Origin of the sequence: Microbulbifer agarilyticus, assembly GCF_019800665.1 — a bacterium.
Lineage (GTDB): Bacteria > Pseudomonadota > Gammaproteobacteria > Pseudomonadales > Cellvibrionaceae > Microbulbifer > Microbulbifer agarilyticus_C.
Genome location: NZ_JAHVKO010000003.1, coordinates 267,661 through 289,575 on the forward strand (window position 1 = coordinate 267,661; position 21,915 = coordinate 289,575).

At 58.0% G+C, this 21,915-nt stretch carries 24 protein-coding genes and 1 other RNA gene; 16 read left to right on the forward strand and 9 right to left on the reverse strand.

Annotation, left to right across the window (positions count from 1 at the left end):
- Positions 1-75 precede the first annotated feature (75 nt).
- The 8 genes from mbhE to KUV22_RS06840 are packed head-to-tail and all read left to right on the forward strand — an operon-like array spanning position 76 to position 6,583.
- Entirely contained in the window at positions 76-2,385 is a 2,310-nt protein-coding gene (gene mbhE, locus KUV22_RS06805; RefSeq protein ID WP_222230416.1) for a hydrogen gas-evolving membrane-bound hydrogenase subunit E, read from the forward strand.
- Positions 2,382-2,798, forward strand: a complete 417-nt coding sequence (locus tag KUV22_RS06810) for an MnhB domain-containing protein (protein WP_222229613.1) — start codon at positions 2,382-2,384, stop codon at positions 2,796-2,798. Before mbhE ends, KUV22_RS06810 begins: the two co-directional genes overlap by 4 nt.
- Before the next feature lies 1 nt (position 2,799).
- A complete protein-coding gene (locus KUV22_RS06815; RefSeq protein WP_222229615.1) occupies positions 2,800-3,168 on the forward strand; it encodes a Na+/H+ antiporter subunit C in 369 nt (122 codons plus the stop codon).
- Positions 3,168-4,673, forward strand: a complete 1,506-nt coding sequence (locus KUV22_RS06820; protein ID WP_222229618.1) for a Na+/H+ antiporter subunit D — start codon at positions 3,168-3,170, stop codon at positions 4,671-4,673. Before KUV22_RS06815 ends, KUV22_RS06820 begins: the two co-directional genes overlap by 1 nt.
- Before the next feature lie 30 nt (positions 4,674-4,703).
- Positions 4,704-5,177, forward strand: coding sequence for a Na+/H+ antiporter subunit E (locus tag KUV22_RS06825; protein ID WP_222229620.1), 474 nt, complete (start codon positions 4,704-4,706; stop codon positions 5,175-5,177).
- Entirely contained in the window at positions 5,177-5,527 is a 351-nt protein-coding gene (locus tag KUV22_RS06830; protein WP_261319247.1) for a cation:proton antiporter, read from the forward strand. The genes KUV22_RS06825 and KUV22_RS06830 overlap by 1 nt, the downstream gene beginning before the upstream one ends.
- Complete coding sequence (gene mnhG, locus KUV22_RS06835) at positions 5,508-5,873, forward strand: monovalent cation/H(+) antiporter subunit G (RefSeq protein WP_222229622.1); 366 nt, start codon at positions 5,508-5,510, stop codon at positions 5,871-5,873. Before KUV22_RS06830 ends, mnhG begins: the two co-directional genes overlap by 20 nt.
- A 23-nt stretch (positions 5,874-5,896) precedes the next feature.
- Positions 5,897-6,583, forward strand: coding sequence for a glutathione S-transferase family protein (locus KUV22_RS06840; RefSeq protein WP_222229624.1), 687 nt, complete (start codon positions 5,897-5,899; stop codon positions 6,581-6,583).
- Positions 6,584-6,604: 21 nt separating this feature from the next.
- On the opposite strand, the gene KUV22_RS06845 is transcribed toward KUV22_RS06840, so the two are convergent.
- The gene (locus KUV22_RS06845; RefSeq protein WP_222229626.1) at positions 6,605-8,089 is read right to left on the reverse strand and encodes a serine/threonine-protein kinase; all 1,485 of its coding nucleotides are present in this window, start codon (positions 8,087-8,089) and stop codon (positions 6,605-6,607) included.
- A 297-nt stretch (positions 8,090-8,386) separates the two neighbouring features.
- On the opposite strand from KUV22_RS06845, the gene KUV22_RS06850 reads away from it, so the two are divergent.
- On the forward strand, positions 8,387-9,622 hold the full coding sequence (locus KUV22_RS06850; RefSeq protein ID WP_222229627.1) for an OmpA family protein: 1,236 nt from the start codon (positions 8,387-8,389) through the stop codon (positions 9,620-9,622).
- 84 nt (positions 9,623-9,706) lie between these two features.
- Here KUV22_RS06850 and KUV22_RS06855 read toward each other — a convergent pair whose 3' ends face one another.
- Complete coding sequence (locus tag KUV22_RS06855; RefSeq protein ID WP_224917397.1) at positions 9,707-10,750, reverse strand: AraC family transcriptional regulator; 1,044 nt, start codon at positions 10,748-10,750, stop codon at positions 9,707-9,709.
- 196 nt (positions 10,751-10,946) lie between these two features.
- On the opposite strand from KUV22_RS06855, the gene KUV22_RS06860 reads away from it, so the two are divergent.
- Positions 10,947-11,276, forward strand: a complete 330-nt coding sequence (locus tag KUV22_RS06860; protein ID WP_222229630.1) for a winged helix-turn-helix domain-containing protein — start codon at positions 10,947-10,949, stop codon at positions 11,274-11,276.
- 29 nt (positions 11,277-11,305) lie between these two features.
- Here the strand turns inward: KUV22_RS06860 and KUV22_RS06865 are convergent, their stop codons facing one another.
- The 3 genes from KUV22_RS06865 to rpiA form a co-directional block, all read right to left on the reverse strand.
- Complete coding sequence (locus KUV22_RS06865; protein WP_222229632.1) at positions 11,306-11,653, reverse strand: DUF4168 domain-containing protein; 348 nt, start codon at positions 11,651-11,653, stop codon at positions 11,306-11,308.
- Between the two features lie 261 nt (positions 11,654-11,914).
- Complete coding sequence (locus KUV22_RS06870; protein WP_222229634.1) at positions 11,915-12,541, reverse strand: transglycosylase SLT domain-containing protein; 627 nt, start codon at positions 12,539-12,541, stop codon at positions 11,915-11,917.
- 31 nt (positions 12,542-12,572) lie between these two features.
- Positions 12,573-13,250: a ribose-5-phosphate isomerase RpiA gene (rpiA, locus tag KUV22_RS06875; RefSeq protein WP_222229636.1), complete on the reverse strand. Its 678-nt coding sequence runs from the start codon at positions 13,248-13,250 to the stop codon at positions 12,573-12,575.
- A gap of 150 nt (positions 13,251-13,400) precedes the next feature.
- On the opposite strand from rpiA, the gene ilvA reads away from it, so the two are divergent.
- Positions 13,401-14,924, forward strand: coding sequence for a threonine ammonia-lyase, biosynthetic (gene ilvA / locus KUV22_RS06880; RefSeq protein WP_222229638.1), 1,524 nt, complete (start codon positions 13,401-13,403; stop codon positions 14,922-14,924).
- A 275-nt stretch (positions 14,925-15,199) separates the two neighbouring features.
- Positions 15,200-15,346, forward strand: a complete 147-nt coding sequence (locus tag KUV22_RS06885; protein WP_198040190.1) for a hypothetical protein — start codon at positions 15,200-15,202, stop codon at positions 15,344-15,346.
- Positions 15,347-15,432: 86 nt separating this feature from the next.
- Here the strand turns inward: KUV22_RS06885 and KUV22_RS06890 are convergent, their stop codons facing one another.
- From KUV22_RS06890 to KUV22_RS06905, 4 genes are all read right to left on the reverse strand, one after another.
- Positions 15,433-16,032, reverse strand: coding sequence for a 5-formyltetrahydrofolate cyclo-ligase (locus KUV22_RS06890; RefSeq protein ID WP_222229640.1), 600 nt, complete (start codon positions 16,030-16,032; stop codon positions 15,433-15,435).
- A 58-nt stretch (positions 16,033-16,090) separates the two neighbouring features.
- A non-coding RNA gene (gene ssrS, locus KUV22_RS06895) (6S RNA) lies at positions 16,091-16,269 on the reverse strand.
- A gap of 115 nt (positions 16,270-16,384) precedes the next feature.
- Complete coding sequence (locus KUV22_RS06900; RefSeq protein WP_222229642.1) at positions 16,385-16,699, reverse strand: cell division protein ZapA; 315 nt, start codon at positions 16,697-16,699, stop codon at positions 16,385-16,387.
- Between the two features lie 49 nt (positions 16,700-16,748).
- The gene (locus tag KUV22_RS06905) at positions 16,749-16,952 is read right to left on the reverse strand and encodes a TIGR02449 family protein (RefSeq protein ID WP_222229644.1); all 204 of its coding nucleotides are present in this window, start codon (positions 16,950-16,952) and stop codon (positions 16,749-16,751) included.
- Positions 16,953-17,308: 356 nt separating this feature from the next.
- Here KUV22_RS06905 and KUV22_RS06910 point away from each other — a divergent pair, with 356 nt between their 5' ends.
- The 4 genes from KUV22_RS06910 to KUV22_RS06925 all read left to right on the forward strand — a co-directional run bounded on the left by KUV22_RS06910 (position 17,309) and on the right by KUV22_RS06925 (position 21,838).
- Positions 17,309-17,890 (forward strand): UPF0149 family protein, encoded by a 582-nt coding sequence (locus tag KUV22_RS06910; protein ID WP_222229645.1) that lies wholly within the window; start codon positions 17,309-17,311, stop codon positions 17,888-17,890.
- Between the two features lie 22 nt (positions 17,891-17,912).
- Complete coding sequence (pepP, locus tag KUV22_RS06915) at positions 17,913-19,247, forward strand: Xaa-Pro aminopeptidase (RefSeq protein WP_222229647.1); 1,335 nt, start codon at positions 17,913-17,915, stop codon at positions 19,245-19,247.
- Positions 19,244-20,509: a 2-octaprenyl-6-methoxyphenyl hydroxylase gene (gene ubiH / locus KUV22_RS06920; RefSeq protein ID WP_222229649.1), complete on the forward strand. Its 1,266-nt coding sequence runs from the start codon at positions 19,244-19,246 to the stop codon at positions 20,507-20,509. The genes pepP and ubiH overlap by 4 nt, the downstream gene beginning before the upstream one ends.
- A gap of 93 nt (positions 20,510-20,602) precedes the next feature.
- On the forward strand, positions 20,603-21,838 hold the full coding sequence (locus KUV22_RS06925; RefSeq protein ID WP_261319248.1) for a UbiH/UbiF/VisC/COQ6 family ubiquinone biosynthesis hydroxylase: 1,236 nt from the start codon (positions 20,603-20,605) through the stop codon (positions 21,836-21,838).
- The last annotated feature ends 77 nt before the right edge of the window (positions 21,839-21,915 follow it).

Consider the following 21,915-nt stretch of genomic DNA (forward strand, 5'->3'; position numbering starts at 1 on the left):
ATTTCCTCATGGAGTAATGCGGCAGCGCAGTTCGGTAACAATCTGCGCCGCTGACATGGATGTCGTAAAGAAGTGATGGATACGGAGGTGCACTCCGGCGACCAGCCGCCTACAGGATGGGGCGAACGCATTTGGTCGCTGGCGCTACTGGCTTTTCCCCTCGGGGTCACGCTCTGGCTGCTGTCATTGATCGGCCCAGTGCGGGAGCACGCGCCACTGGTGTTCGGCGTCAGTTGGATTCCAAGTCTCGGTGTCGAGCTGAATTTCCTGATTGACGGACTAAGCCTGCTGTTCGGTCTACTGGTCAGCGGGGTCGGCTTTTTTGTAGCGCTGTACGCCAAGTTTTATCTCCGTGGCCACCCGCTGATCCAGCGATTTTTCTTTTATCTCTTCCTGTTTATGCTCGGCATGCTGGGGCTGGTGCTCGCCGGCAATCTCATTACGCTGTTTGTGTTTTGGGAAATCACCACCATCGCCAGTTACCTGCTGATCGGTTTCAACCACGAAAAAGCCAGCGCACGGCGCTCGGCGCTGCAGGCACTGCTGATTACCGCGGTCGGCGGACTGGCCTTGCTGGCCGGCTTGCTCCTGCTGGGGATGATTGTCGGCAGTTACAACTTTGTCGAAGTGCTGGCGGCGAAAGACAAGGTGCACAGCCACGCGCTGTACCTGCCGATTTTGATCCTGGTGCTGATCGGCGCCTTTACCAAATCTGCGCAATTACCTTTCCATTTCTGGCTGCCTAACGCCATGGCTGCGCCTACCCCGGTCAGCGCCTACCTGCATTCCGCCACCATGGTAAAGGCCGGTATCTACCTACTCGCGCGCATGTATCCGGTGCTGGGGGGCAGTGAAGCCTGGCTGCTGACACTCAATATCGTCGGCGCGGTGACGGCGGTGATTGCTGCAATTCTCGCCATGCGACAGACGGATCTGAAGCTCGCACTCGCCTACACCACGGTGGTGGCGCTGGGCATCCTGATTATGTTCCTCGGCTCCGAGGCCAGCGTGGCCATTGCCGCAGCGATCACCTTTATTCTGGTGCACTCTTTCTACAAGGCGGCGCTGTTTATGGTGGTGGGAATTATCGACCACCAGACCGGCACCCGTGAATTAACCGCGCTCGGCGGTTTGGGCAGGCGCCTGCCAATTACCTTTGCAATTGCCGCCGCCGCCGGCTTTTCCATGGCGGGGTTCCCGCCATTTCTCGGTTTTATTGGCAAGGAATTGAAATACGAGGGTGCGCTGGCGATCGCCGAGGAGCCCACCTTTGTAGCCTGGGCAGCAGTGTTTGCCAATGCATTAATGGTCGCCATTGCCGCAACGGTTGCGTTGCGGCCTTTCTGGGGGCGCCTGCCGGAAAAACTGCAGTCGGTACGCGAGGCGCCACCGGGGTTATGGATCAGCCCGCTGGTGATGGCGTTACTGGGTTTGACCTTTGGTCTGGCGCCCGCATTGATTGCCGACACTCTGGTCGGGCCTGCGGTGACTGCCACCATGGGTCGGGAAGAGAGTGTGTCGTTAAAGCTCTGGCATGGCATCAATCTTCCGCTGGTAATGAGTATTACCACCTTTGCCCTGGGCGCGCTGGCGTTCTATCTGCAGCCGCAAATTCGCACCCTGCTCAACAGGATTGCCAACTGGCTGCCGGCCAATTCGGACACCCAGTGGGACCGCGGCCTGGATTTATTCAAACGCGGCGCTGCGCTACATACCCGACACATTCAACACGGCATTCTCAAACACTATCTGGCGGCGGTATTTGCTGTTGCCTCGGTACTGTTGTTGTGGGGGCTGATGCGCAGTGGCGGTTTTGATATGGCCGTGAACTGGGAGCGCCTGACGGTGAAGGAGTGGGCGGCGATGGCGCTGGTGTTTGCCGGCTCTCTGGTGGCGATATGCACTCGTACGCCGCTGACCGCCATTTGTAGCCTCGGTGGCATGGGCGTCGGAATTGCGCTGATCTTTTTGTTTTTCGGTGCACCGGATGTGGCCATCACCCAGCTGTTGGTGGAGACGCTGTTTTTAGTGCTGGTTGCGCTGACGCTACACCGTTTGCCGCACGCTACCGAGGTGAGTGGGACTGGGTTTCGTTTTGTGGATGCGCTACTCGCGGTATCGGTCGGTACTACGGTGTCTTTGACCATATTGGCGGTGCTGCAGCAGCCACTGATCAGTCCAACTAAGGAATACTTTGAACTCGCCGCCGTACCCGAGGCGTTCGGGCGCAATATCGTCAATGTGATTCTGGTGGACTTCCGCGCGCTGGATACCTTTGGTGAGGTGGTGGTGGTGCTGGTAGCTGCGGTCGGTGCCGCCGCTTTGTTGCGGCGTAAACTCAAGCCGAGTGTGCCGCATGGAGATACGCAAGAGGAGCAGACATGAGTTCCGTCATCCTCCAGGGCGCCACGCGTTTGCTGGTTGCTCTGATTCTATTGTTTTCCGTGTATATGTTGATGCGCGGGCATAACTTGCCCGGCGGTGGGTTTATTGCCGGGTTAATCGCCTCCGCCGCATTCGTGCTGTATGCGCTTGCCTGGAGTCTGCAGGAAGCGCGTGCGGCGTTGCGTGTTTCACCGGTGAAGCTGGCGGCCATCGGCGCGTTGCTTTCCCTGGCATCTGCGGTGCCGGGCCTGCTCAAGGGCTTTCCGCCGTTTACCGGCCTGTGGCTATTTATCGGCGGTGGTGAGGGAGACAAGGGCATTCCGATCAGCACGGTATTGCTGTTCGACGTTGGTATTTACCTGGCGGTACTCGGCGCGGTGCTGGCTCTGTTTTTCACCATAGAGGTGGACTGACATGGAATCGGCATTGGTACTGGTGATTGGCGTGATGGTGGCCGCGGGTGTGTACCTGATGCTGGCGGCCAACCTGCTGTGTTATCTGTTCGGCCTGATATTGCTGAGCAATGCCGCCAACCTGGTGATTTTTGTCGCCGGTCGCTTGACCCGGGCGGTGCCGCCACTGATTCCCAAGGGTCAGGAAGCGCCGCTAGAGCCGGTCGCCAATGCACTGCCACAGGCGATGATTCTTACCGCGATCGTGATCGGTTTTGGGCTGTTGGCATTTACCCTGGCATTGGTCGTGGCCTGCTATCGCGAGCTCGGAACCATTGATTCCGACCATATGCGCCTGGCGGAACCCCCGCCAAAAAGTGGGGAGCATTGATGGGCTGGCTACTGGCACTACCATTCCTGCTGCCGATTGCGACCGGGCTTTTCGCCCTGGGCGCCCGGCGCAAACCGCGGCGCGCACGCACGATCAGCCTGTTGGGGTGTGTTGGCCTGTTTGTCATTGTGGTGATTATCTTTGTGCGGGTAATAGACGAGGGCACCATTGCCGCGCAAATGGGCAATTGGCCGGCGCCTTTCGGTATTACGCTGGTGGCGGATCGCCTGAGCGCAATCATGCTGCTGTTGGCCGGGCTGGTGGGATTGGCGGTCGCCATTTTTGCCCAGGCAGATGTGGATTTACGCCGCGAAGTCTTGGGGTTTCAGGGGTTTTATCAATTGTTGCTTGCCGGGGTGTGCGGCAGCTTTGTCACCGGTGACCTGTTCAACCTGTATGTGTGGTTTGAGGTGATGTTGATTGCCTCTTTTGCGTTGCTGATTCTGGGCGGCGAGCGTGCGCAGCTGGACGGTGGTATTAAATATGTCGCGCTGAATCTGGTGTCGACGCTGTTTATGCTGATGGCCATCGGCATGGTATATGGCCTGACCGGGACCTTGAACCTTGCCGCACTGCACACGGCGCTTGCACAGGTGGAGCAGCCTGCCGCACTGCATATGCTCGCGGTATTGTTGATTGTGGCCTTCGGCATCAAGGCGGCATTGTTTCCACTCTACTTCTGGTTGCCGGCCTCTTATCACGTGCCGCCAGTGGCGGTGACGGCAGTATTTGCCGGGCTGCTCACCAAGGTGGGGGTCTACGCGCTGATCCGTACCTTTACCCTGATATTTCCCGCCGACTTTAGCTTTGCCCACGATCTTTTACTGATTGCCGCGCTGCTTACCATGTTAAGCGGGGTCATTGGCGCGGCCTCGCAATACGAGTTTCGCAAGATCCTCGCTTTTCACATCATCAGCCAGATTGGCTTTCTGGTGCTGGGGCTTGCGCTGTTCAGTCCGTTGGCGCTGGCCGGCTCGATTTTTTACATGGTGCATAACATCGTCGCCAAGACCAACCTGCTGCTGATCAGTGGCACGGCGCGGCGTATGACCGGCAGTTTCAACCTCGCGGAAATTGGTGGGCTGTATCGCGTGAGTCCGGTACTGGCAGCCGTGTTTTTTATTGCCGCGTTCAGTCTTGCCGGCTTCCCGCCGTTGTCTGGTTTCTGGGCCAAGTTGATGCTGGTTTCTGCGAGCCTGGAGCAGGCGGCTTACTGGGTTGCCGCCATTGCGCTGATAACTGGGGCGCTCACCCTGTTTTCCATGAGCAAGATTTGGAGCGAGGCGTTCTGGAAACCGCACCCAACCGGGGAGGCGCGCTCTCTCACCAGTCTCACGGTTACCGAACGCATACAGCGTATGTTGCCAGCGCTACTGTTGGTGGCGATTACGCTGGGCTTGGGGTTGTTCCCCCAGCCGCTGATCCAGTTTTGCGAAACCGCGGCGAAGGAGCTGTTAGATCCGGCGGGTTACGTGGCAACAGTGTTGCCTTCGCGCGGTGGTTGATGTGATTTCCGAGTAGTCGATGGAGGCGTCATGCAATTATTTTTGATGAATATCCTGCTGGCGATTAGTTGGTGTGCGCTCACCAGTGACGCCACCCTGGATAATGTCGTAGTCGGGATGATCATCGGCTTCCTGGCGATGGCACTGTCACCGGTGCGCAAATTTAACGATGGCTATTTTCGGCGCCTGCCCAAGGTGTTGGCGCTGATCGGTTACTTCCTGAAGGAACTGCTGGTTTCTGGGTTGCGCGCTACCTGGGAAGTGCTGGCCCCCTCACCGAATCGACACCCTTGTGTGGTGGAAGTGCCCACGTCGTATCCGGATGAAAATGAGTTACTGCTGTTGTCGCAACTCCTCTCGCTGACCCCGGGGACTCTGGTGGTGGATATCGACGACGAAAACAAAACCTTGTACGTGCACAGTATGTTTGTCTCCGACGGGGCGCAATTTCGCAAGGAGTTGCACGACGGGCTGGAGAAAAAAATTCGCGAGGCGTTTGAATAATGTTGCAGGCGATTCTCGATGGCAGCTCGCCGATCCTTGCTCTGGCGATCGCACTGGCTTCCTGGTTGTTGTTGCTGGCGCTCGGTTTGTGCTTTTACCGTATTGCGCGCGGGCCGACATTGGCAGACCGTGTGGTAGCGTTGGATGTATTGAACATCCTGGCGGTTGCCTACTGTGCGCTGCTGGCGATTTCTTCCGGGCGTGATGTGTATCTGGATGCAGCGATCGCTCTGGCACTGGTCGCGTTCCTGGTTACGGTGGCGTTCGGTCGCTTTGTAGAGCGGCTTGCGGAGGAAGAAGTATTGGGGAAAACCGAGAGCGAGGGCACAGATGATTCAAGCCATTCTTGAATGGGCGCTCGCGTTGCTCATTATCAGTGGGAGCTTTTTCGGTTTTACCGCGGCACTGGGCTTGGTGCGCATGCGGGATATTTATTTGCGCATGAGTACCTCCGGCAAGGGCGCCACGCTGTGTTGTGGCTTGTTATTGATTGGTGTGGCGCTGTTGTTTCAGGATACCGGGGTAACGGCGCGCGCGGTGGCGGCCATCCTTTTCTTGCTGCTCACGGTACCGGTGGGTGCACACATGATTGCGCGCGCGGCATTTCGTACAGGTACACCCATGTGGGATGGTGAATCGTTAAATTCACCGCGCAAAGGCCTGCCGAATGATATCGATAAGCGCGGGTCTGACTAGCGTCAACCTTTTGGGAGAGCACAATGGATTATCGACTTTACTACTGGAACATTCCCTTTCGCGGTGTATTTGTCGAACTGCTGTTGCATGAGGTCGGGGCGAGTTATCAACGCCTGGGTGCCAGTGAAATCTATCCCGAAAAAAGCCTGCAGATTGACAATCCTGGTATGGCACCGCCGTATTTGTACGATTATGGTATGCAGAAAACCATCGCGCAGTTACCGGCGATTATGCTGCACCTGGCGCACAAGTATGACTATCTGCCGCGCTCTGTAGAGGAGCAAACCATGGCACTGAAGGCGATTCTGGATTGCGGGGACGTGTTGATGGAGGTTACCCGTTTCTATGGCCTGCAGATGTGGGACAAGGCGGCATGGGAAACGTTTCGCGAGCGGCGCCTGTCGCGCTGGATGCAGTTATTTGAAAAGACCGGGCGTGAGTATGGATTGCAGCAAGACCGTGGATTTATGCTCGGCAACTCGATTTCCGTGGCAGACATTGCGGTAACGGCACTATTCGGAACGCTCACACATTGCTATCCCGCGCTGGCGGCAGACCTCAATCGGCAGGCCCCTTCTCTTGCCGCTTTAATTCAGCGTATTGAGCAGCGGCCGGCGCTGGCAGACTTCCTGGCCCAGCAGCGGCAGCACTATGGGCGCGCGTATTGCGGCGGTGACATCGAGCGGTCGCTGCAGCAGGTGCTTGGCTAAGCCCGCTGCCGCAGTGCGCGCTTAACTATTGTCGATCTGCTCGCGAATTTTGCCGAATACATTGCGGATCAGTCGCTTTGCTCTGGGCATTTTCTCGTCCACTTCCTTACGCAGGGCCAGCAGTTCTTCGTCGTCGGGCTGGACCTTAAGGCCGCGCTTCACGTTGCGGTCGGCGCCCTTGATATCGCCTTCCAGCAAATCGGTACGGGCACGGCGGGTGTATTCGTCCACAACCTGTCCCATACCTGCGAGCGCGTGGCTGTTTTCGGCATCCAGTGCCAGCGCCTCGCGGTAGAAGTACAGGGCATTGTTCCCTTTCGGGCGGTTGAGGTCGCCCCGCTCCAGCGCTTCGGTGCCCTGTGTTACATACCGCTGTACCAGCCGCGCAGTTACTTCGGCCAGGCCGTCTTCCGCGGCACTGTTGTCGTCGTCCAGCATCAACACCTGACGAAAGTAATAACGGGCGTTGTCCTGCTCCGGGAAGATGTAGCGTTCTTCCTCCAGGCCCAGTTCCGCCTGCTCCAGCAGCCGGTTTATTTCCTTGTCGGTCTCACTTTCATAGGTCAGTGCCGCTATGAGCAGTGTGGCACTGGCAATTCCGGCCAGCGCAAGCGCTGGGCGAGATTGTAGAAATGCGGGCTTCGCAAAATCGCTTTGGCGGGCCGGGGCAGATGTGGCCACAGTGGTCGCGGACGGCTGGTGTACAGATTGAATCGCCTTTACCAGTGCCTCACAGCTCTGGAAGCGCTTGGCCGGTGTCTTGGCCAGCATGCGTTTCAGCAGAGGCGCAAGGTAAGCCAGTTCTGTGGGGAGCTCTGGTACCGGCTGCTGAATGTGGTTGATGGCGGTGCCCGTGTGGCTGTCGCCCTTAAACGGGTTATAGCCGAGTAACAGTTCCAGCAGGATAACGCCGAGACTGTAGATATCGCTGGTGATATCCAGCGGTTGCCCCTGAGCCTGTTCCGGGCTGCTGTAAGACGGGCTGCCCAGGCTGAAACCAGCTTGGGTCAGGTCGGAGTTGTTATCCACTTCCTTGGCGATGCCAAAGTCGGTGAGCACAACCGTCTTGTCTTTACGAAACAGAATATTCGCGGGCTTTACGTCCCGGTGAATGATGCCTTGCTGGTGCACCACCGCCAGCCCCTGGGCGATCTCACGGATCAAGCCCAGTGCGGCCTGTGGCTCACGGAACCGCTCCAGGTTCTCATCCAGGTCACCGCCACTGACAAATTCCATGGCGATGTAGTGGTCGCCATTCGCCAGGGTGGCGATGTCGTGAATGGTGATGATGTGCGGGTTGTTGAGGCTCGCAATAAAGTGGGCCTCATTGATAAAGCGCGCATTCAGCTTGGCACTGGCGCTATCGCGCTCGACGTTGCGCAGTACCTTGATGGCCACTTTGCGATTGAGAGACTCCTGGGTGGCCAGATAGACCGATGCCATACCGCCCTGGCCAATGGGGCCATGCACGGTGTAACCGGGGATTATGAGGTCGGAGGGTGTCATAAGAATCGTGCGCCAAATGTCAGCGGGCAAGAATACCCTTGCCGCAGATTGAGATAAACCGACCAGATCCAGTTTGCCGCTCTTCGAGCACATTCGGAAAGCTGATGCGCGCTACGAGCCTTATTCTGAATCGACCTAACCCGTCGATTCTACTGCCGTACACTGATGAGAGTGATTCGTTTGAATGCACGCCGCCGACACCGATGACGCCTGTCTGGCTGTTCGCGCGGTCGATCTAGGTAACCAGCAATGGCCTGACGGTGTGGGCCTGTTAGCAAGGTCTGAAGAGGTAACTAAATGGCTGACAATATATTGGATATGGCGGTACGCCACCTGGGTTCGGCGGGAATGGGTGCGCTGGGCAGTGCCCTGGGCTTGCCGGCGGACAAGTCGGAAGGTGCCTTTTCAACCGGTGTGGCCTCGGTGCTCGCCGGCATGATGGGTAAGGCCGGCAGCGAAAGTGGTCTGGGCTCCCTGCTGAATATGGCCACCAAGAGTACCGAAATGGACCTGTCCTCTCCGGGGGATATCTTTGCCGATGCCGGCCGCATGACCAGCCTGCAGGATGTCGGGGGCAATATCCTTGGTTCTCTGTTTGGGAGCAAGGAGTCTGGCGTATTCAATGTGATTTCCAGTGCGCTGGGGCTCGACAGCACCAAGAGTGGTAGCCTGCTCAAAGTCGCTGCGCCCGTGGTGATGTCCATTATCGGCAAGCTGGTGAAGAGCAAGGGCCTGAACATGCAGGGCCTGGCGTCACTACTGATGGGGCAAAAAGACAGTATCAAAGATTACGTGCCCGCCGGCTTGATGAACGAGCTGGGGGTGAAGAGTCTGGACGACTTTACCGGCCCGGCGGCAGAGGCGGCCCCACGCCAGGCCGCCGCTACACCACCAGTGGAGCGCAAAAGCGGTTTCGGCAAGTGGCTGTGGCCGTTGCTGATTGCGCTCGCGGTCCTGTGGGCACTGAATATGTGTGCCAAGAAAGAGAAAATGGATGATGGCACCGGTGGTGTGGTGATAGAGCAGCAGGAAGAAGTGGTGGTTGACGATGCTACTCCGCCACCGGCAGATACCACGACGACCACGCCAGACACGGGAACCGAAACCCCGGTCGGTACGATCGTGGGTACCGAAGACTTTGCCAGTAGCTTCCGTGCCTACCTGGCCGAAGCAGCACGGGATCCAAACAAGGAATTCCTGCTGAAAATCGTGTTCCCGACGGATGGCACTATGCCCACTGCGGCATCGCTGCCGGACGTACAGGCACTGATCAAAATTATGCAGGAAAACCCGGGACTCTCGGTGATCATTGAAGGGCATACTGACAGTGATGGTGATGCCGCGGCGAACGAAGAGTTGTCGAAAACCCGCGCGGAAGCGGTGAAGAAAATGCTCGCTGATGCCGGTGTGCAGGCGGTTCGCGTGACCGCGGTGGGTGTTGGTGCGGCCAAGCCGGTTGCCGACAACAATACCGAAGAAGGTAAGCAGAAAAACCGTCGCATTGCGGTCAAGGTGGACAAATACACCGAGTAAGCAGATGCATTGACGGAAATAAAAAAAACCGCGGTTCGCCGCGGTTTTTTTATGGGGTCTACTGCTTGTTCTGTCGCGCTGCACTTAGCCGCGGAATTTTTCCCGATAGGCACCCGGTGCCAATCCGGTCCATTTCTTGAACGCGCGGTTGAATGCGCTGGGCTCGGAAAAGCCCAGACGCTCGGCAATTTCGGCAACCGCGGTTTCCTGGCCCTTCAGCTGGTACATGGCCATATCGCGGCGCACGGAATCCTTGATGTCTTGCCAACTGTTGCCCTCGTCCTTCAGGCGCCGGCGCAGGGTCTGCGGCGAAGTGAACAGTCGCTCGGCCACGTCGTCGAGGGACAGGTTTTCAATACTGTTGTCGCTTTGCAGCATACGGCGAATACGGCCGGTAAAACTGTTGTCGGACTTGTACTGGGTCAGCAGGCATTCCGGCGCACGGGCGAGGAATTCACTCAGCTGTTGGGCATCGCGCACCAGCGGCATGCTCAGGTAGCGGGTATTAAATACCAGGCAGGTTTCCTGCTGATCAAAGTAGTGCCGGCAGGGGAACATGTCTGCGTACTCTTCGTCGTAATCCGGCGGCGGGAAGGCCAGGTGCACTCGCTCCAGCAAAATCGTGCGGTCGATTAGCCAGCTGAAAAAGCGCAGCCAGATTACCGCAAGGGATTCGACAAAGTTCTGGTTGGGCAGCTGTTTGCGGTTTTCGTGATGGAAAATAAGGCGCGCTTCCTCGCCGTCTTCCACCAGCTTGATGTGCAGGTCGTCGCTGACCATGGCAACAAAACGCGCGGAACGCAGCAGGGCGCGGCGCAGGCTGGGGCAGGTGATGGTGGCGTGGCCCATCATGGCGAAGGTGCCGGGCAGCCAGGGGCGGGACAGATAGCCGCTGGACTCATCGCCAAGCTCGTCCCACAGGCGGCGCAGTAACAGAGAAAGCTGCTCGCGGCCAATACGCGCGTCCGGTGCCTGGACTTTCGCGAGGTCAACGCCGGAGTCCACCAGCAGGCGCTCGCAGTCGATGCCTTGCGCGCGGGCAGCGGCCAGGTGGGCAAATACCGCAGCGGCCAGAATGCCGGATTCCCGATACTGCAAGGATTCTTGAGGCTTCTCTTCTGTCTCCACGGTCACTTTCCCGCTGTGCGCTTATTGAATATTTGTGACCGGATTATGCAAAAAGGTGCGTGAAAAGTCGCGCTTTGCGGCGATTCATTCCGCGGCTGATTCGGCGGACGCCGGCAACTTGTGATCTGCCGGGGGTTGTTTGCGGCTCTCTATGTGCTACAAAGGGCGCAGCTTAACTCGCAAACAAGGAAGTAGCATGTCCCAAGCCCTGAATTCGGGTCTCAACCCAACTATCTGTCGCCGCCTGTTGATTGCCTACCTGATTGAGCGACTGCCGCGCCCGAATAACCCCGCACTGGAAGAGGCCACCGGCTGGCCGCGTCGCACCATTCAGGATGTGATTGCTAAGGGCCTGCCGGGCCACGGTACCCTGGTGGAGTTTGTCCAGCAGGGGGTGCGCAATAACGACGGTTATTACGAGATGAAAGATTGGGGATCCATTGATCGAAAGTGGGTGCAGGAAAATCTGGCGGCGATTATCGAGGAGCTACAAGTGGCGCCGGAACTGATTCCGGCGCCCCAGTAAGCATAAGCGTTAAGAACAGGCCGTACCGATTACTGCTGTGGCGCGGCGGCCTTTTGCAAGATGGCGTTGACCTTCTTCAGCAGTTCCGGATTCTCGCGCAGCTGGGTGGCAATGCCCTGATACTCTTCCTTGCTTAGGCCCGCGCTTTTCACTGCGGCGAGCATTTTTCCCTGCGCTTCCACATTGATGGCTTCCGCGGCAGCGGCATCGGCTGCGGCTTTGATTTTCGGCGCGTATTCCTGGCTCAGGGTCACGATTGAGCGGTAGGCATCGGCAAATTTCTGCAGCTGTGCGTCGGACACCGCGGTTTCCGCAAAGGCGCTGGAAACGGCGAGTGCCAGGGCGAGGGCAAGGGAATAAATGGCGGACGGCTTCATAAGCACCTCTGGTTTTCGAATGCTATGGGTTTTCGAATGCAATGGGTTATCGAACGCAACGCATCTGTGCGGGTTCGCACGCCCAGCGTCGGGTGAGGGCGACAGAGCCTTGATCAGACGGTAGCAAAAGCGCAGACACAGGGGCAACCAAAGGGGCAAAGCACTGTCTGCAAAGGGTAGTTGCTATTCGGGCGCTCTCAGCAAATCCGGCGCCACTTAGTGTGCGGCCTACCGAATTTGTCGACGCGTCGAATGATTGGCTCAGAACAGGCCGAGGAATTTTTTCCGCTTCTTCAACGAGGCTTCGCAGCTATTGAGTTGTCGCTGATAGGTTTGTGAGCGCGCAGATACCTTTTGCGCCACATTTTTTAGCCATTGCTTGTTGCGGTAGGTGCGGCGGTTAAACCCGCCCTGACCCTCGTGGTAGGCGAGGTACAGGTGGTAGGTATCGTTGGAGCGGATGTTGCACTGGCGCTGGCTGGTATTGTGGTACCAGCCGACAAAATCGATGGCATCGCCAAAGTCGTCGCGGTCTGCGCCATAGCTACCGGTGGCGCGCTGGTAGCCGCGCCAGGTAGTTCCCAACGCCTGTGAATATCCATAGGCATCCGAGGGGCGCGGGCCGGGAATGATCCACAGGATTTTGCTGCGCGGCGGTTTGGCATCGTGCACAAAGCGCGATTCCTGGTGCAGTGTTGCCATCATGGTGGCGATGGGCGTGTTCCACTTGCGCGCGGATTTCGCGGCATCCTGATACCAGCCGTCTTTCTCACGGAAAATCTCACACAGATTGTCGGTGTTACTGGGCGGGGTGGTGGCACAGCCGGTTGCCAGCAGGGCTGGCAGCACGAGCAGTGCCAATGCACGTTTCTTATTCTTGTGGGTCATTGCTGTCGATCGCGGGCTCGTTAATACGAATTTAGACTTTGGACTTCACCGTCTTCACGCCGTCGGCAGTCCCTAAAAGCAGGATATCGGCCGGGCGCGCAGCGAACAAGCCGTTGGTTACAACGCCGGTGATGTTGTTGAGGGCGTCTTCCAGTGCCAGGGGTTTGGCAATCTGCATATTGTGTACGTCGAGGATGACATTGCCGTTGTCGGTGGTCACACCCTCGCGGTAAACGGGATCACCGCCCAGCTTGACGATTTCCCGCGCGACATAAGAGCGCGCCATGGGGATCACTTCCACCGGCAGCGGGAAGTTGCCCAGCACCTCCACCCATTTGCTCTCGTCGGCTATACATACGAATTCCTCGGAGCAGGCGGCGACAATTTTTTCGCGGGTCAGGGCCGCGCCACCACCCTTGATCAGTTGCAGCAGCGGGTTGGTTTCATCGGCGCCGTCCACGTAGACCCGGATGCCGTCCACCGCGTTCAGGTCGTACACCGGAATACCGTGGGACTGCAGTCGCTCGGCGGAGGCCTCGGAGCTGGCCACGGTGCCGTCGAACAGGCCCTTTTTCTCCGCCAGATAGTCGATGAAGTAGTTGGCAGTGGAGCCGGTACCCACGCCGACGATGGTGTCGGAGTCGAGCATGGGGGTGATGTATTCCACGGCGGCGCGCGCGACGGCCTGTTTCAGTTGATCCTGATTCATGAGGAATTATGCGTCCTTGTGCAATTATTGCCATCCATGCGCCTGAAAATGAAAATTTCCGTGCGCAAAAATGGCTTTTTGGTGGCTTTGCTGCTGTATAGAGATTAGACTGGCGGGCTTGCAAACACCTACTGGCTGCCGATTTCTGTCATGCCCAAGTCCTATATCAAGCGCATTTTAGACGCGCGTATTTACGATGTCGCCATCGAAACTCCACTGGAGCCGATGCGTCAGCTCTCTCATCGCCTTGGCAACCGTGTTCTGCTGAAGCGCGAAGACCTGCAACCGGTGTTCTCGTTCAAGATCCGCGGCGCCTATAACAAACTGCTGCAGCTGCCTGCGGAGCAACGCGCCAAGGGCGTGATTTGCGCGTCGGCCGGCAACCACGCACAGGGGCTGGCGCTGGGTGCGCAGCAGTTGGGGGTGCGCGCCACCATTGTGATGCCGTCCACCACGCCGGCGATTAAGGTCAACGCGGTGCGTATGCGCGGCGCGGAAGTCGTGCTGCACGGGGATACCTTTGACGAGGCGGCCGCCCACGCCAGGGCGCTGGTAGACGAGCGCGGACTGGTGTTTATCCACCCTTACGACGACCCTGACGTCATTGCCGGCCAGGGCACCGTGGCGATGGAGTTGTTGCGCCAGCGCCCGGGTAATCTGGATGCGGTGTTTATCCCGGTGGGTGGGGGTGGCCTTGCGGCGGGCATGGCGGCCTACATCAAGTATGTGCGCCCGGAGATCAAGGTCTATGCGGTGGAGCCGGAAGATGCGGCCTGCTTGAAGCTGGCCATGGACGAGGGCCATCGCGAGGGACGCCTGCCGCAGGTGGGTTTGTTCGCCGATGGTGTGGCGGTTGCCCAGATCGGTGAGGAAACCTACCGGGTGCTGCGCGAGACCATCGATGGCGTCATCACTGTATCTACCGACGAGATCTGTGCGGCGATCAAGGATATCTTCGAAGACACCCGCTCGATTGCCGAGCCCGCCGGTGCCGTCGGCCTTGCGGGGCTGAAGAAGTACGCGGAGCAGAGTGGCGAGCAAAACCAGGCACTTGCCACCGTGTGCAGTGGCGCCAATACCAATTTCGACCGACTGCGCTATATCAGCGAGCGCACCGAAATCGGAGAGAAGCGCGAAGCGGTACTGGCGGTGACTATCCCGGAAAAGGCCGGCAGTTACCTGCAGTTCTGTCGCGATCTGGGCGACCGTTCGATCACTGAATTTAACTATCGCTACGCCAACTCCGGCGAGGCGCATATCTTTGTGGGCATCCAGGTATCCACCGACGCGGATCGCGCGCAGCTGGTGGCTAATCTGGAGAAATCTGGCTATCAGGTCACCGACCTTACCGACAACGAGATGGCCAAGCTGCATATTCGCCATCTGGTGGGTGGGCGAGCGCCCGGTGTCAGCAACGAGGTGGTATATCGCTTCGAGTTCCCCGAGCGCCCCGGTGCCCTGCGCAACTTCCTCGAGCAGCTGGCGGGCCGCTGGAACATCACCCTGTTCCACTACCGCAACCACGGCGCGGCCTATGGTCGCGTGCTGGTGGGGCTGGAGGTTGCCGAGGCCGAGCGTCCGGAACTGAATGCCCTGTTGGATCAGCTGCACTATCCCTTCTGGGACGAAACTGAGAACCCGGCCTACCGCTTCTTCCTGGCACAGCGGGATTGAGCAATAACGGGCTTTGTAGGCAAATCTTGCGGCGAGTAGTGCACAGATTCGGATCTGTCGAACTTGCAATTTGCAAACTGTGAGGGGAATCTCAAAAAAAAGTTGTTGACGGGTTACTATTTGGCCACTGATCGAGTATCTTTTGATCGGTATTTGGCACCGCTGGCTGGGTTTTTCTCACCTTAGCGGGCCGGATAACCACTGGCGGCGGAGATCGCCAGATGTAAAAAGATAGCGAAAACAACAAAAAATTTAGATCTTACAGGATGGTCCCCATGAAACCCGACGCAATGACACTCGCGGTAGTTGTCTTTGTTGCGGGCGTACTGCTGAGCAGCAGCGGTCTGACCGAGGTGTTCTCTTCCGATGAAGAGGAAGCACAAGCCCCGGCAGCCCTTCAGCAAGGTGTGGTCACTCGCTGACCCTTGCGTCCGCAGGCTAGATGCCCAAAAAAGCCGGGCCCCGTTTCGGGGCCCGGCTTTTTTTATGTCCTCAGCATCTGGGCGCGCTAGCCGCAGCGATACAGCCGAGCATCGGTCGCCACCAGGGCGAGCGGAATATCCCAGCTTTCCATTGTCAGCTTTTCTACGCATTGCAGCTGGTGCGCCACGCCCACCAGCTGTGGGCCACTGCCCGGTCGTACATGCTTGAACGCAAAAGTTCGGTCGTAATAGCCCGCGCCCATACCGAGGCGCGCACCGCTGGGATCAAAAGCCACCAGTGGCACCAACACGATATCCAGCTTCTGCGGCTTGCGCACTTCGCTGCGACTGAAGGCCGGTTCCGGAATACCGTAGCGGTTGCGGTAGCGTAACGAGGCTCCGTGCCAGCGCAGAAACGTCATGGTATTGCGCCCGGGGCGCGGCAGGGCGGGCAGGTAAAACTGTTTATCCGGGAAGCGTACTTGCAGCGCGCGCGGGTCTATCTCGCCGTCCATCGGCCAGTAGATGCCGATATGCCGTGCGCGCTTTAGCTCCGGGCTGCGTGCCAGTCGCAGGCACAAGTGCCGGCTGGCGAGTCGCTGCTGGTTGGGGTTGAGTGCGCGGCGCGCAGCTCGTATCCGTTTGCGCAGTTGGTGCTTGTTTGGAGGCGCGGGAGAATTTGGCATGGACTGGCTGGTATGCGTCTTCCACTACCTTTCGCAGCGAAAGCGCGAGATGGGAATTAAGAGCCCCGAAATGCGGCTGAAGACATAGCCTTGAACCGTAAGGCTCAAGGTGGCGGTCCCCGGGATGTATAAGGCTTTCCGCTACGTGGCGGACTTGCACACCAACACCCGCTGGAAACCTCCAGGGTAGAATTATCGGCTCAGGACATAGTCAACTGGCCAACACTTCAGGGCGTGTAAGCAGTATACCTCTTGTGGGTGGTCTTGGCTAAACGCACTTTCGCGCCAAAACGGTCTTTTTTGCGCTAGTCAAGTTTGTGCGGGAAGAAAGGGCGGGGGAATAAATAAAACGTTAATTATTGTCGAACTTGTTCAGTGCGGCCTGAACTTTTTCGTGCAACCGGTCGAGCATCTGCTCTTCCACTGGCTGACGGGCGAGACCGGCTTTGGCCTGAAGCAATTCGTGCGCAATGTTGAGTGCGGCCATCACCGCAATGCGCTCGGCGCCGATCACAGAGCCGCTGTTGCGAATTTTTGCCATGCGCTCATTGAGCAGTTTCGCAGACGCCTGCAAGCCAGCCTGCTCTTCTTCGGAGCAGGCAACCCGGTACTCTTTGTCGAGTATGGTTACTGCGACTGTGGCGGATTGGTTGGTATTACTGCTCATGGATCATCAGGGCTCGGGCGATTTGACTCTTGCTGCCAGTATTCTGGTCTCAGCCATCAGGGTTAATACCCTTCAGGCGGTTGATAATGGTTTCAACACGGCTGCGGGCAATTTCGTTGTTCTTAATTAACCGTTGGCGCTCTTGTTGCCACAGGCCTTCCTGCTCGCGCAGGACCTGATTATCGGCCGCCAGCTGCTGATACTGTTGAATCAGCGTATCCAGCTTGAGTTCTAACGCCTGTACTTTGTCCATAATTCCTGCGTATCGTGTGCGCCGCCTGCTCCAATGACCTGCGCAAGCCGGGGTATTCCGCTACTATATTGCCGGTATATTTTAGGGTCAATTACCTGCAATAGCCGTGTGCCCGCACGATTGTCCGCCGGGGTAGTGAATTAGCTATTATTTCGCCAGATTGGCGATTTATTCGCACATTTGAATTTCTGTCGAAGATTATTTCACGTGCGGTCGGTCAATTCCCGGCGCTAGCGCAAATTTTTTACTCTCCGTGGCCGGCATTGGCTAAGCAAGCGCGGCGGGGGAGGAAGGTGGCACATCCGCTTTGTGGTGGCCGCAGGCCCACGCGTAATGTCTTTGTTTTTGGAGAATGTATGTCCGCAAAAAAGTTGTCGTTTGATGACCTGGCCAATCAGATTGTCGCGGCGGGAGGCAAGGTAGGCCCGAGTGAGTTACACGGGTTTATCTGCGGGTTGCTCGCCGCCGGGGCGCGCCCTGATGCGGCGCGTTGGCAGAAAGAAGCCGGTGTTTTTCTTGATCTGGAAGCGGTACCTGCAGAGCTGAACAGTGACGTACAGGCATTGGCGAAGAAAAGTCTCGACGATTTTTCCGAAAAGGATTTTACGTTTGAGCCACTGCTCAGTGACAGCGACGAACTGGCGGAGCGTGGCCAGACCCTGTGTCTTTGGTGTGAAGGTTTTCTGCATGGCTTTGGGGTGGGCAAGTACAGCGAAAAGCTCTTACCTACCAGCAGTGAAGCATTGAAAGATATGGCAGAAATTGCCCAGCTGGATGCCGAAGGGATGGAAAATGATATGGAGCAGGAGCGTCAGCTGTTTGAAGTGCAGGAATATGTGCGTATGGCTGCGCTGAATATTTTTGTGGAATGTAATAATGCAGCGGGGGCTGATTCCGCAGCGGCGGCGAAAAAGCCTGCCGGCCCAACCCTGCATTGATATCTGACCGTTCGCATCTTCAATGAATATCTCGAAAGCCGAATACGCCCGTCGCCGCCAGCGTTTGGTGGATGCGCTGCCGGAAAACAGTGTCGCCATTGTGCCTGCTGCACGGGAACAGCTGCGCTCCCGCGATACCTACTTCCCGTTTCGTCAGGACAGTGATTTTCTCTATCTGAGTGGTTTTAGCGAGCCGGAATCACTGCTGGTTTTGGTGCCGGGGCGTGCGCAGGGTGAGTCTGTGCTGTTCTGTCGCGAGCGCGATGCGGACAAGGAAATGTGGGATGGCCCGCGTCTTGGGCCGGAGCAGGCGGCGGAGCACTGCGGCCTGTGCGATGCATTCCCGATCGGCGATCTCGACGATATTCTTCCCGGCCTACTCGAGGGGCGCGAGTTTATCTGTTACACCATGGGGCGTTATCCGCAGCTGGACCGGCGCTTGCAGACTTATCTGCAGGCGATCGACGAAGCGCCTGGCAGTAGTGGCGCGCCACAGATGGTCAGCCTCGACCCACTACTGCACGATTTGCGCCTGTTCAAAAGCGCTGCGGAGATTCGCCTGATGACGCGCGCGGCCGAGATCAGCGCTGCAGGGCACCGTCGAGCGATGCAGGCCTGCCGCCCCGGGATTTACGAGTACCAGCTGGAGGCGGAATTACTGCATACCTTTGCCACCGAAGGCGCCCGGGAACCGGCCTATCCGAGTATTGTGGGCGGCGGTCGCAATGCCCTGGTGATGCATTACATCGCCAATAACGCGCAGTTGAAAAAAGGCGATCTGGTATTGATTGATGCCGGCTGTGAGTATCGCGGCTATGCCGCCGATATTACCCGCACCATTCCGGTCAGTGGCCGTTTCAGCGGTCCGCAAAAAGCGGTGTATGAAATTGTGCTCGCGAGCCAGGAGGCGGCGATTGAAAAAATTCGCCCGGGACATGATTGGGATCAACCGCACCTCGCCAGTGTCGAAGTTATTGTGCAGGGATTAAAAGACCTGGGGCTGTTGCGGGGCGATATTGACGGACTGATTGAGTCCGGAGCTTACCGAAAATTTTACATGCATAGGGTCGGCCATTGGCTGGGCATGGACGTGCACGATGTGGGTGACTACAAGGTGCACGGACAGTGGCGACAGCTGGAAGTCGGGATGGCGATGACGGTGGAGCCCGGTATTTACATCGGTGCGGACGAAACGTCGGTGGCGGAAAAATTCCGCGGCATTGGTATTCGCATTGAAGACGACGTAGCGCTGACGAAAGAGGGCTGCAAAATTCTGTCTGCCGGTGCGCCAAAAGCCATTGCCGATATCGAACACCTTATGGGCGCCGGTGATTTGATTCAGGAGGCCCTGCTATGACCGAAAAACAAATGGCCAACAAGCAAATGACCGACGTTGCCATTGTCGGTGGCGGCATGGCCGGGGCCAGCCTGGCATTGCTGTTGGCACAGCATTGCCCGGGACTCAAAGTTACTTTGCTCGAGCGCCAGTCGATCGCTATCGAAGCGGGCGAGCTCAAATTACCCAGCTTCGATACCCGCGCTACCGCCATTGCCGCGGGTAGCTTGCGAATTTTTGACGAGCTGGGACTTTGGTCTGAACTGCAGAAGTTCGCCGCGCCGATCCACCGGGTTCAGGTGTCAGATCGTGGGCACAGCCTGGGCGCCAGTTTGCAGGCGCAGCGGGAGGCGGATGCAAGCTTTGCTGGCATGCTCGGCGCGGTAATAGAAAACGCGGCCCTGGGGCCGATGCTGTATCGCGCCCTGGCAGAATCCGCGGTAGATGTGTGGGCGCCGGCCGAGGTTGCAAAGGTGGAGATGCATCCGCAGGGGGCCCACCTTGAGGTGCAATGTGAAACGCAGCTGGTCTACCTGGATACCCGCCTGCTGGTGGTGGCCGACGGCGCGGATTCAGCGTTGTGCCGCCAGTTGGGTATTGCCACCGAGAAGGTCGATTACCAGCAGCATGCGCTGGTTACTACTGTGGGGCTGCAGCGTGATCATAACGGGGTGGCCTATGAGCGCTTCACCGACCGCGGTCCCATGGCCTTGCTGCCGCTGCCCAAGCGCGATGGTATGCATCGCGCAGCGTTGGTGTGGACTTGTGAAAATGGCAGTGAGCAGGAGCTTGCGGGCCTGCCTGAAGCCGAGTTTTTGCAGCGTCTGCAAGATAGTTTTGGCTGGCGCGCGGGGCGTATCGTGCGTGCGGGCAAGGTGCACAGTTATCCGCTGACCCTATCGCTGGCGCGTGAACAGGTGCGCCGCGGGGTGGCGCTGGTGGGCAATAGCGCGCATTTTCTGCACCCGGTTGCGGGGCAGGGCTTCAATCTCACCCTGCGCGACTGTGACAGCCTGGCGCGAATTATTGGGCGGGAAATGGCGGCAAAAGGCGCGAACTTCGCGCAAAGTGGCCCTGGCGAGCTAGAATTAATGCAGCATTTTTGGCGTGAGCGCCAACAGGATCAGATGCTTACCATCGGTTTCAGCGACAAGGTCCCGTCATTATTTGCATCCCGTAACCTGTTGGTCAGTGGTTTGCGCCAGCTGGGCTTGCTGGGACTGGCCCTGGCTCCGACCGCTCGGGCTGCTTTTGCCCGGCAAGCGGCTGGGATTGCACGATAAGCACACTATAACAGTTCGGATTTCTGCGGCGGTCCCGCAACGTATCGGGTCGCCCACTCCTCTCAAAAATTCTTGTCCGGAGACACACTGCCTATGAACAGACAGCGAATGGATGTGACCATCGTTGGTGGCGGTATGGTGGGGATGGCGCAGGCGGCTCTGCTGGCTGTGCGCTGCCCGCAATTGCGCATTTCGCTGTTGGAGGCGTCAACCGTGGAGCCGCCGGTACGCCCGGATGCCTACGATGCACGGGTAGTGGCATTGACCGAGGCTTCCCGCAAGCTCCTGGAAGAGACCGGTGCCTGGCAGCGCATCGAAGGTGAGCGCGAATGCCCTTACACCCAGATGCGGGTGTGGGATGCAGAGGGTACCGGCTCGGTCTATTTCGATTGCCGGGATGTGAAACTGCCCAACCTCGGGCACATTGTGGAAAACAATGTGATCCTGGCAGCGTTGCGCGCGCGCATTGAAGAGTTGCCTAACGTGAGTATGGAAACCGGCTTTAAATTGGAAAGCTGGTGGCGGGATTGCGGTTTGTGGCACTTACAGGCGCGCAGTCCCAATCGCGAAATGATCGATGGTCTGGATGAGCAGGCCCCGGTGTACACCACGCGCTTGTTGGTTGGCGCCGACGGTGCCCGTTCGCGCGTGCGTGACCTGTTGCGTATCCGCACGCGGGATGTAGATTATCGTCAGACCGCATTGGTCTGTGTGGCGCGCTGTGAACAGTCTCACCAACACACTGCCTGGCAACGTTTTCTGGATACCGGTCCGGTGGCAATGTTGCCGCTTGCGGGCCTGGGCGACGATAAGCACTGTGCGGTGGTCTGGTCTGCGGACGATGATCTCGCGCGCGAGCTGGTGATGCTGGATGACAAAGCGTTTGCGTTAAATCTTGAGAAGGCCATTGAAAGTCGTCTCGGTGCTATTGAGTCGGTGAGTGAGCGCTTTTCTTTTGCACTGCGTGCGCGCCACGCCGAGTCCTACTTCGGTCCAGGCGCCGCGCTGATAGGCGACGCCGCACACAGTATTCACCCGCTGGCCGGGCAGGGGGCTAATCTCGGGCTGATGGATGCGCAGGTGCTGGCGGAAGAAGTCGAGCGCGCGCTGAAGCGGGGCATCTCCCCCGCACATACATCAGTGTTGTCGCGCTATCAGCGTCGTCGTCGCGGTGAAAATGCATCGACTCTCAAGGCCATGAGTGCATTTAAATCGCTGTTTGGTGCGGGCGATCTGCACTGGCGCTGGTTGCGCAATACCGGACTCAGTATGGTCGATGCCAGCCCGATGCTGAAAAAGCGTATTATTATGCGCGCAATGTCGGTTTAGGATGTGCACAACAGCACGGAGCACAGTAACAAAACGCGGCAAATTTGCCGCGTTTTTTATTGGACCTTAATGCACGT

What these genes read in the sequence shown, in the direction of transcription:
- rpiA (WP_222229636.1), bottom strand. Translation starts at nt 13,250, where the DNA reads ATGAATCAGGATCAACTGAAACAGGCCGTCGCGCGCGCCGCCGTGGAA.
- KUV22_RS06860 (WP_222229630.1), top strand. Translation starts at nt 10,947, where the DNA reads ATGTCCCAAGCCCTGAATTCGGGTCTCAACCCAACTATCTGTCGCCGC.
- KUV22_RS06885 (WP_198040190.1), top strand. Translation starts at nt 15,200, where the DNA reads ATGAAACCCGACGCAATGACACTCGCGGTAGTTGTCTTTGTTGCGGGC.
- KUV22_RS06825 (WP_222229620.1), top strand. Translation starts at nt 4,704, where the DNA reads ATGCAATTATTTTTGATGAATATCCTGCTGGCGATTAGTTGGTGTGCG.
- KUV22_RS06815 (WP_222229615.1), top strand. Translation starts at nt 2,800, where the DNA reads ATGGAATCGGCATTGGTACTGGTGATTGGCGTGATGGTGGCCGCGGGT.
- KUV22_RS06905 (WP_222229644.1), bottom strand. Translation starts at nt 16,952, where the DNA reads ATGGACAAAGTACAGGCGTTAGAACTCAAGCTGGATACGCTGATTCAA.
- KUV22_RS06820 (WP_222229618.1), top strand. Translation starts at nt 3,168, where the DNA reads ATGGGCTGGCTACTGGCACTACCATTCCTGCTGCCGATTGCGACCGGG.
- KUV22_RS06840 (WP_222229624.1), top strand. Translation starts at nt 5,897, where the DNA reads ATGGATTATCGACTTTACTACTGGAACATTCCCTTTCGCGGTGTATTT.
- KUV22_RS06845 (WP_222229626.1), bottom strand. Translation starts at nt 8,089, where the DNA reads ATGACACCCTCCGACCTCATAATCCCCGGTTACACCGTGCATGGCCCC.
- mbhE (WP_222230416.1), top strand. Translation starts at nt 76, where the DNA reads ATGGATACGGAGGTGCACTCCGGCGACCAGCCGCCTACAGGATGGGGC.
- KUV22_RS06830 (WP_261319247.1), top strand. Translation starts at nt 5,177, where the DNA reads ATGTTGCAGGCGATTCTCGATGGCAGCTCGCCGATCCTTGCTCTGGCG.
- KUV22_RS06870 (WP_222229634.1), bottom strand. Translation starts at nt 12,541, where the DNA reads ATGACCCACAAGAATAAGAAACGTGCATTGGCACTGCTCGTGCTGCCA.
- pepP (WP_222229647.1), top strand. Translation starts at nt 17,913, where the DNA reads ATGAATATCTCGAAAGCCGAATACGCCCGTCGCCGCCAGCGTTTGGTG.
- mnhG (WP_222229622.1), top strand. Translation starts at nt 5,508, where the DNA reads ATGATTCAAGCCATTCTTGAATGGGCGCTCGCGTTGCTCATTATCAGT.
- KUV22_RS06810 (WP_222229613.1), top strand. Translation starts at nt 2,382, where the DNA reads ATGAGTTCCGTCATCCTCCAGGGCGCCACGCGTTTGCTGGTTGCTCTG.
- KUV22_RS06900 (WP_222229642.1), bottom strand. Translation starts at nt 16,699, where the DNA reads ATGAGCAGTAATACCAACCAATCCGCCACAGTCGCAGTAACCATACTC.
- KUV22_RS06910 (WP_222229645.1), top strand. Translation starts at nt 17,309, where the DNA reads ATGTCCGCAAAAAAGTTGTCGTTTGATGACCTGGCCAATCAGATTGTC.
- ubiH (WP_222229649.1), top strand. Translation starts at nt 19,244, where the DNA reads ATGACCGAAAAACAAATGGCCAACAAGCAAATGACCGACGTTGCCATT.
- KUV22_RS06865 (WP_222229632.1), bottom strand. Translation starts at nt 11,653, where the DNA reads ATGAAGCCGTCCGCCATTTATTCCCTTGCCCTCGCCCTGGCACTCGCC.
- KUV22_RS06890 (WP_222229640.1), bottom strand. Translation starts at nt 16,032, where the DNA reads ATGCCAAATTCTCCCGCGCCTCCAAACAAGCACCAACTGCGCAAACGG.
- ilvA (WP_222229638.1), top strand. Translation starts at nt 13,401, where the DNA reads ATGCCCAAGTCCTATATCAAGCGCATTTTAGACGCGCGTATTTACGAT.
- KUV22_RS06850 (WP_222229627.1), top strand. Translation starts at nt 8,387, where the DNA reads ATGGCTGACAATATATTGGATATGGCGGTACGCCACCTGGGTTCGGCG.
- KUV22_RS06925 (WP_261319248.1), top strand. Translation starts at nt 20,603, where the DNA reads ATGAACAGACAGCGAATGGATGTGACCATCGTTGGTGGCGGTATGGTG.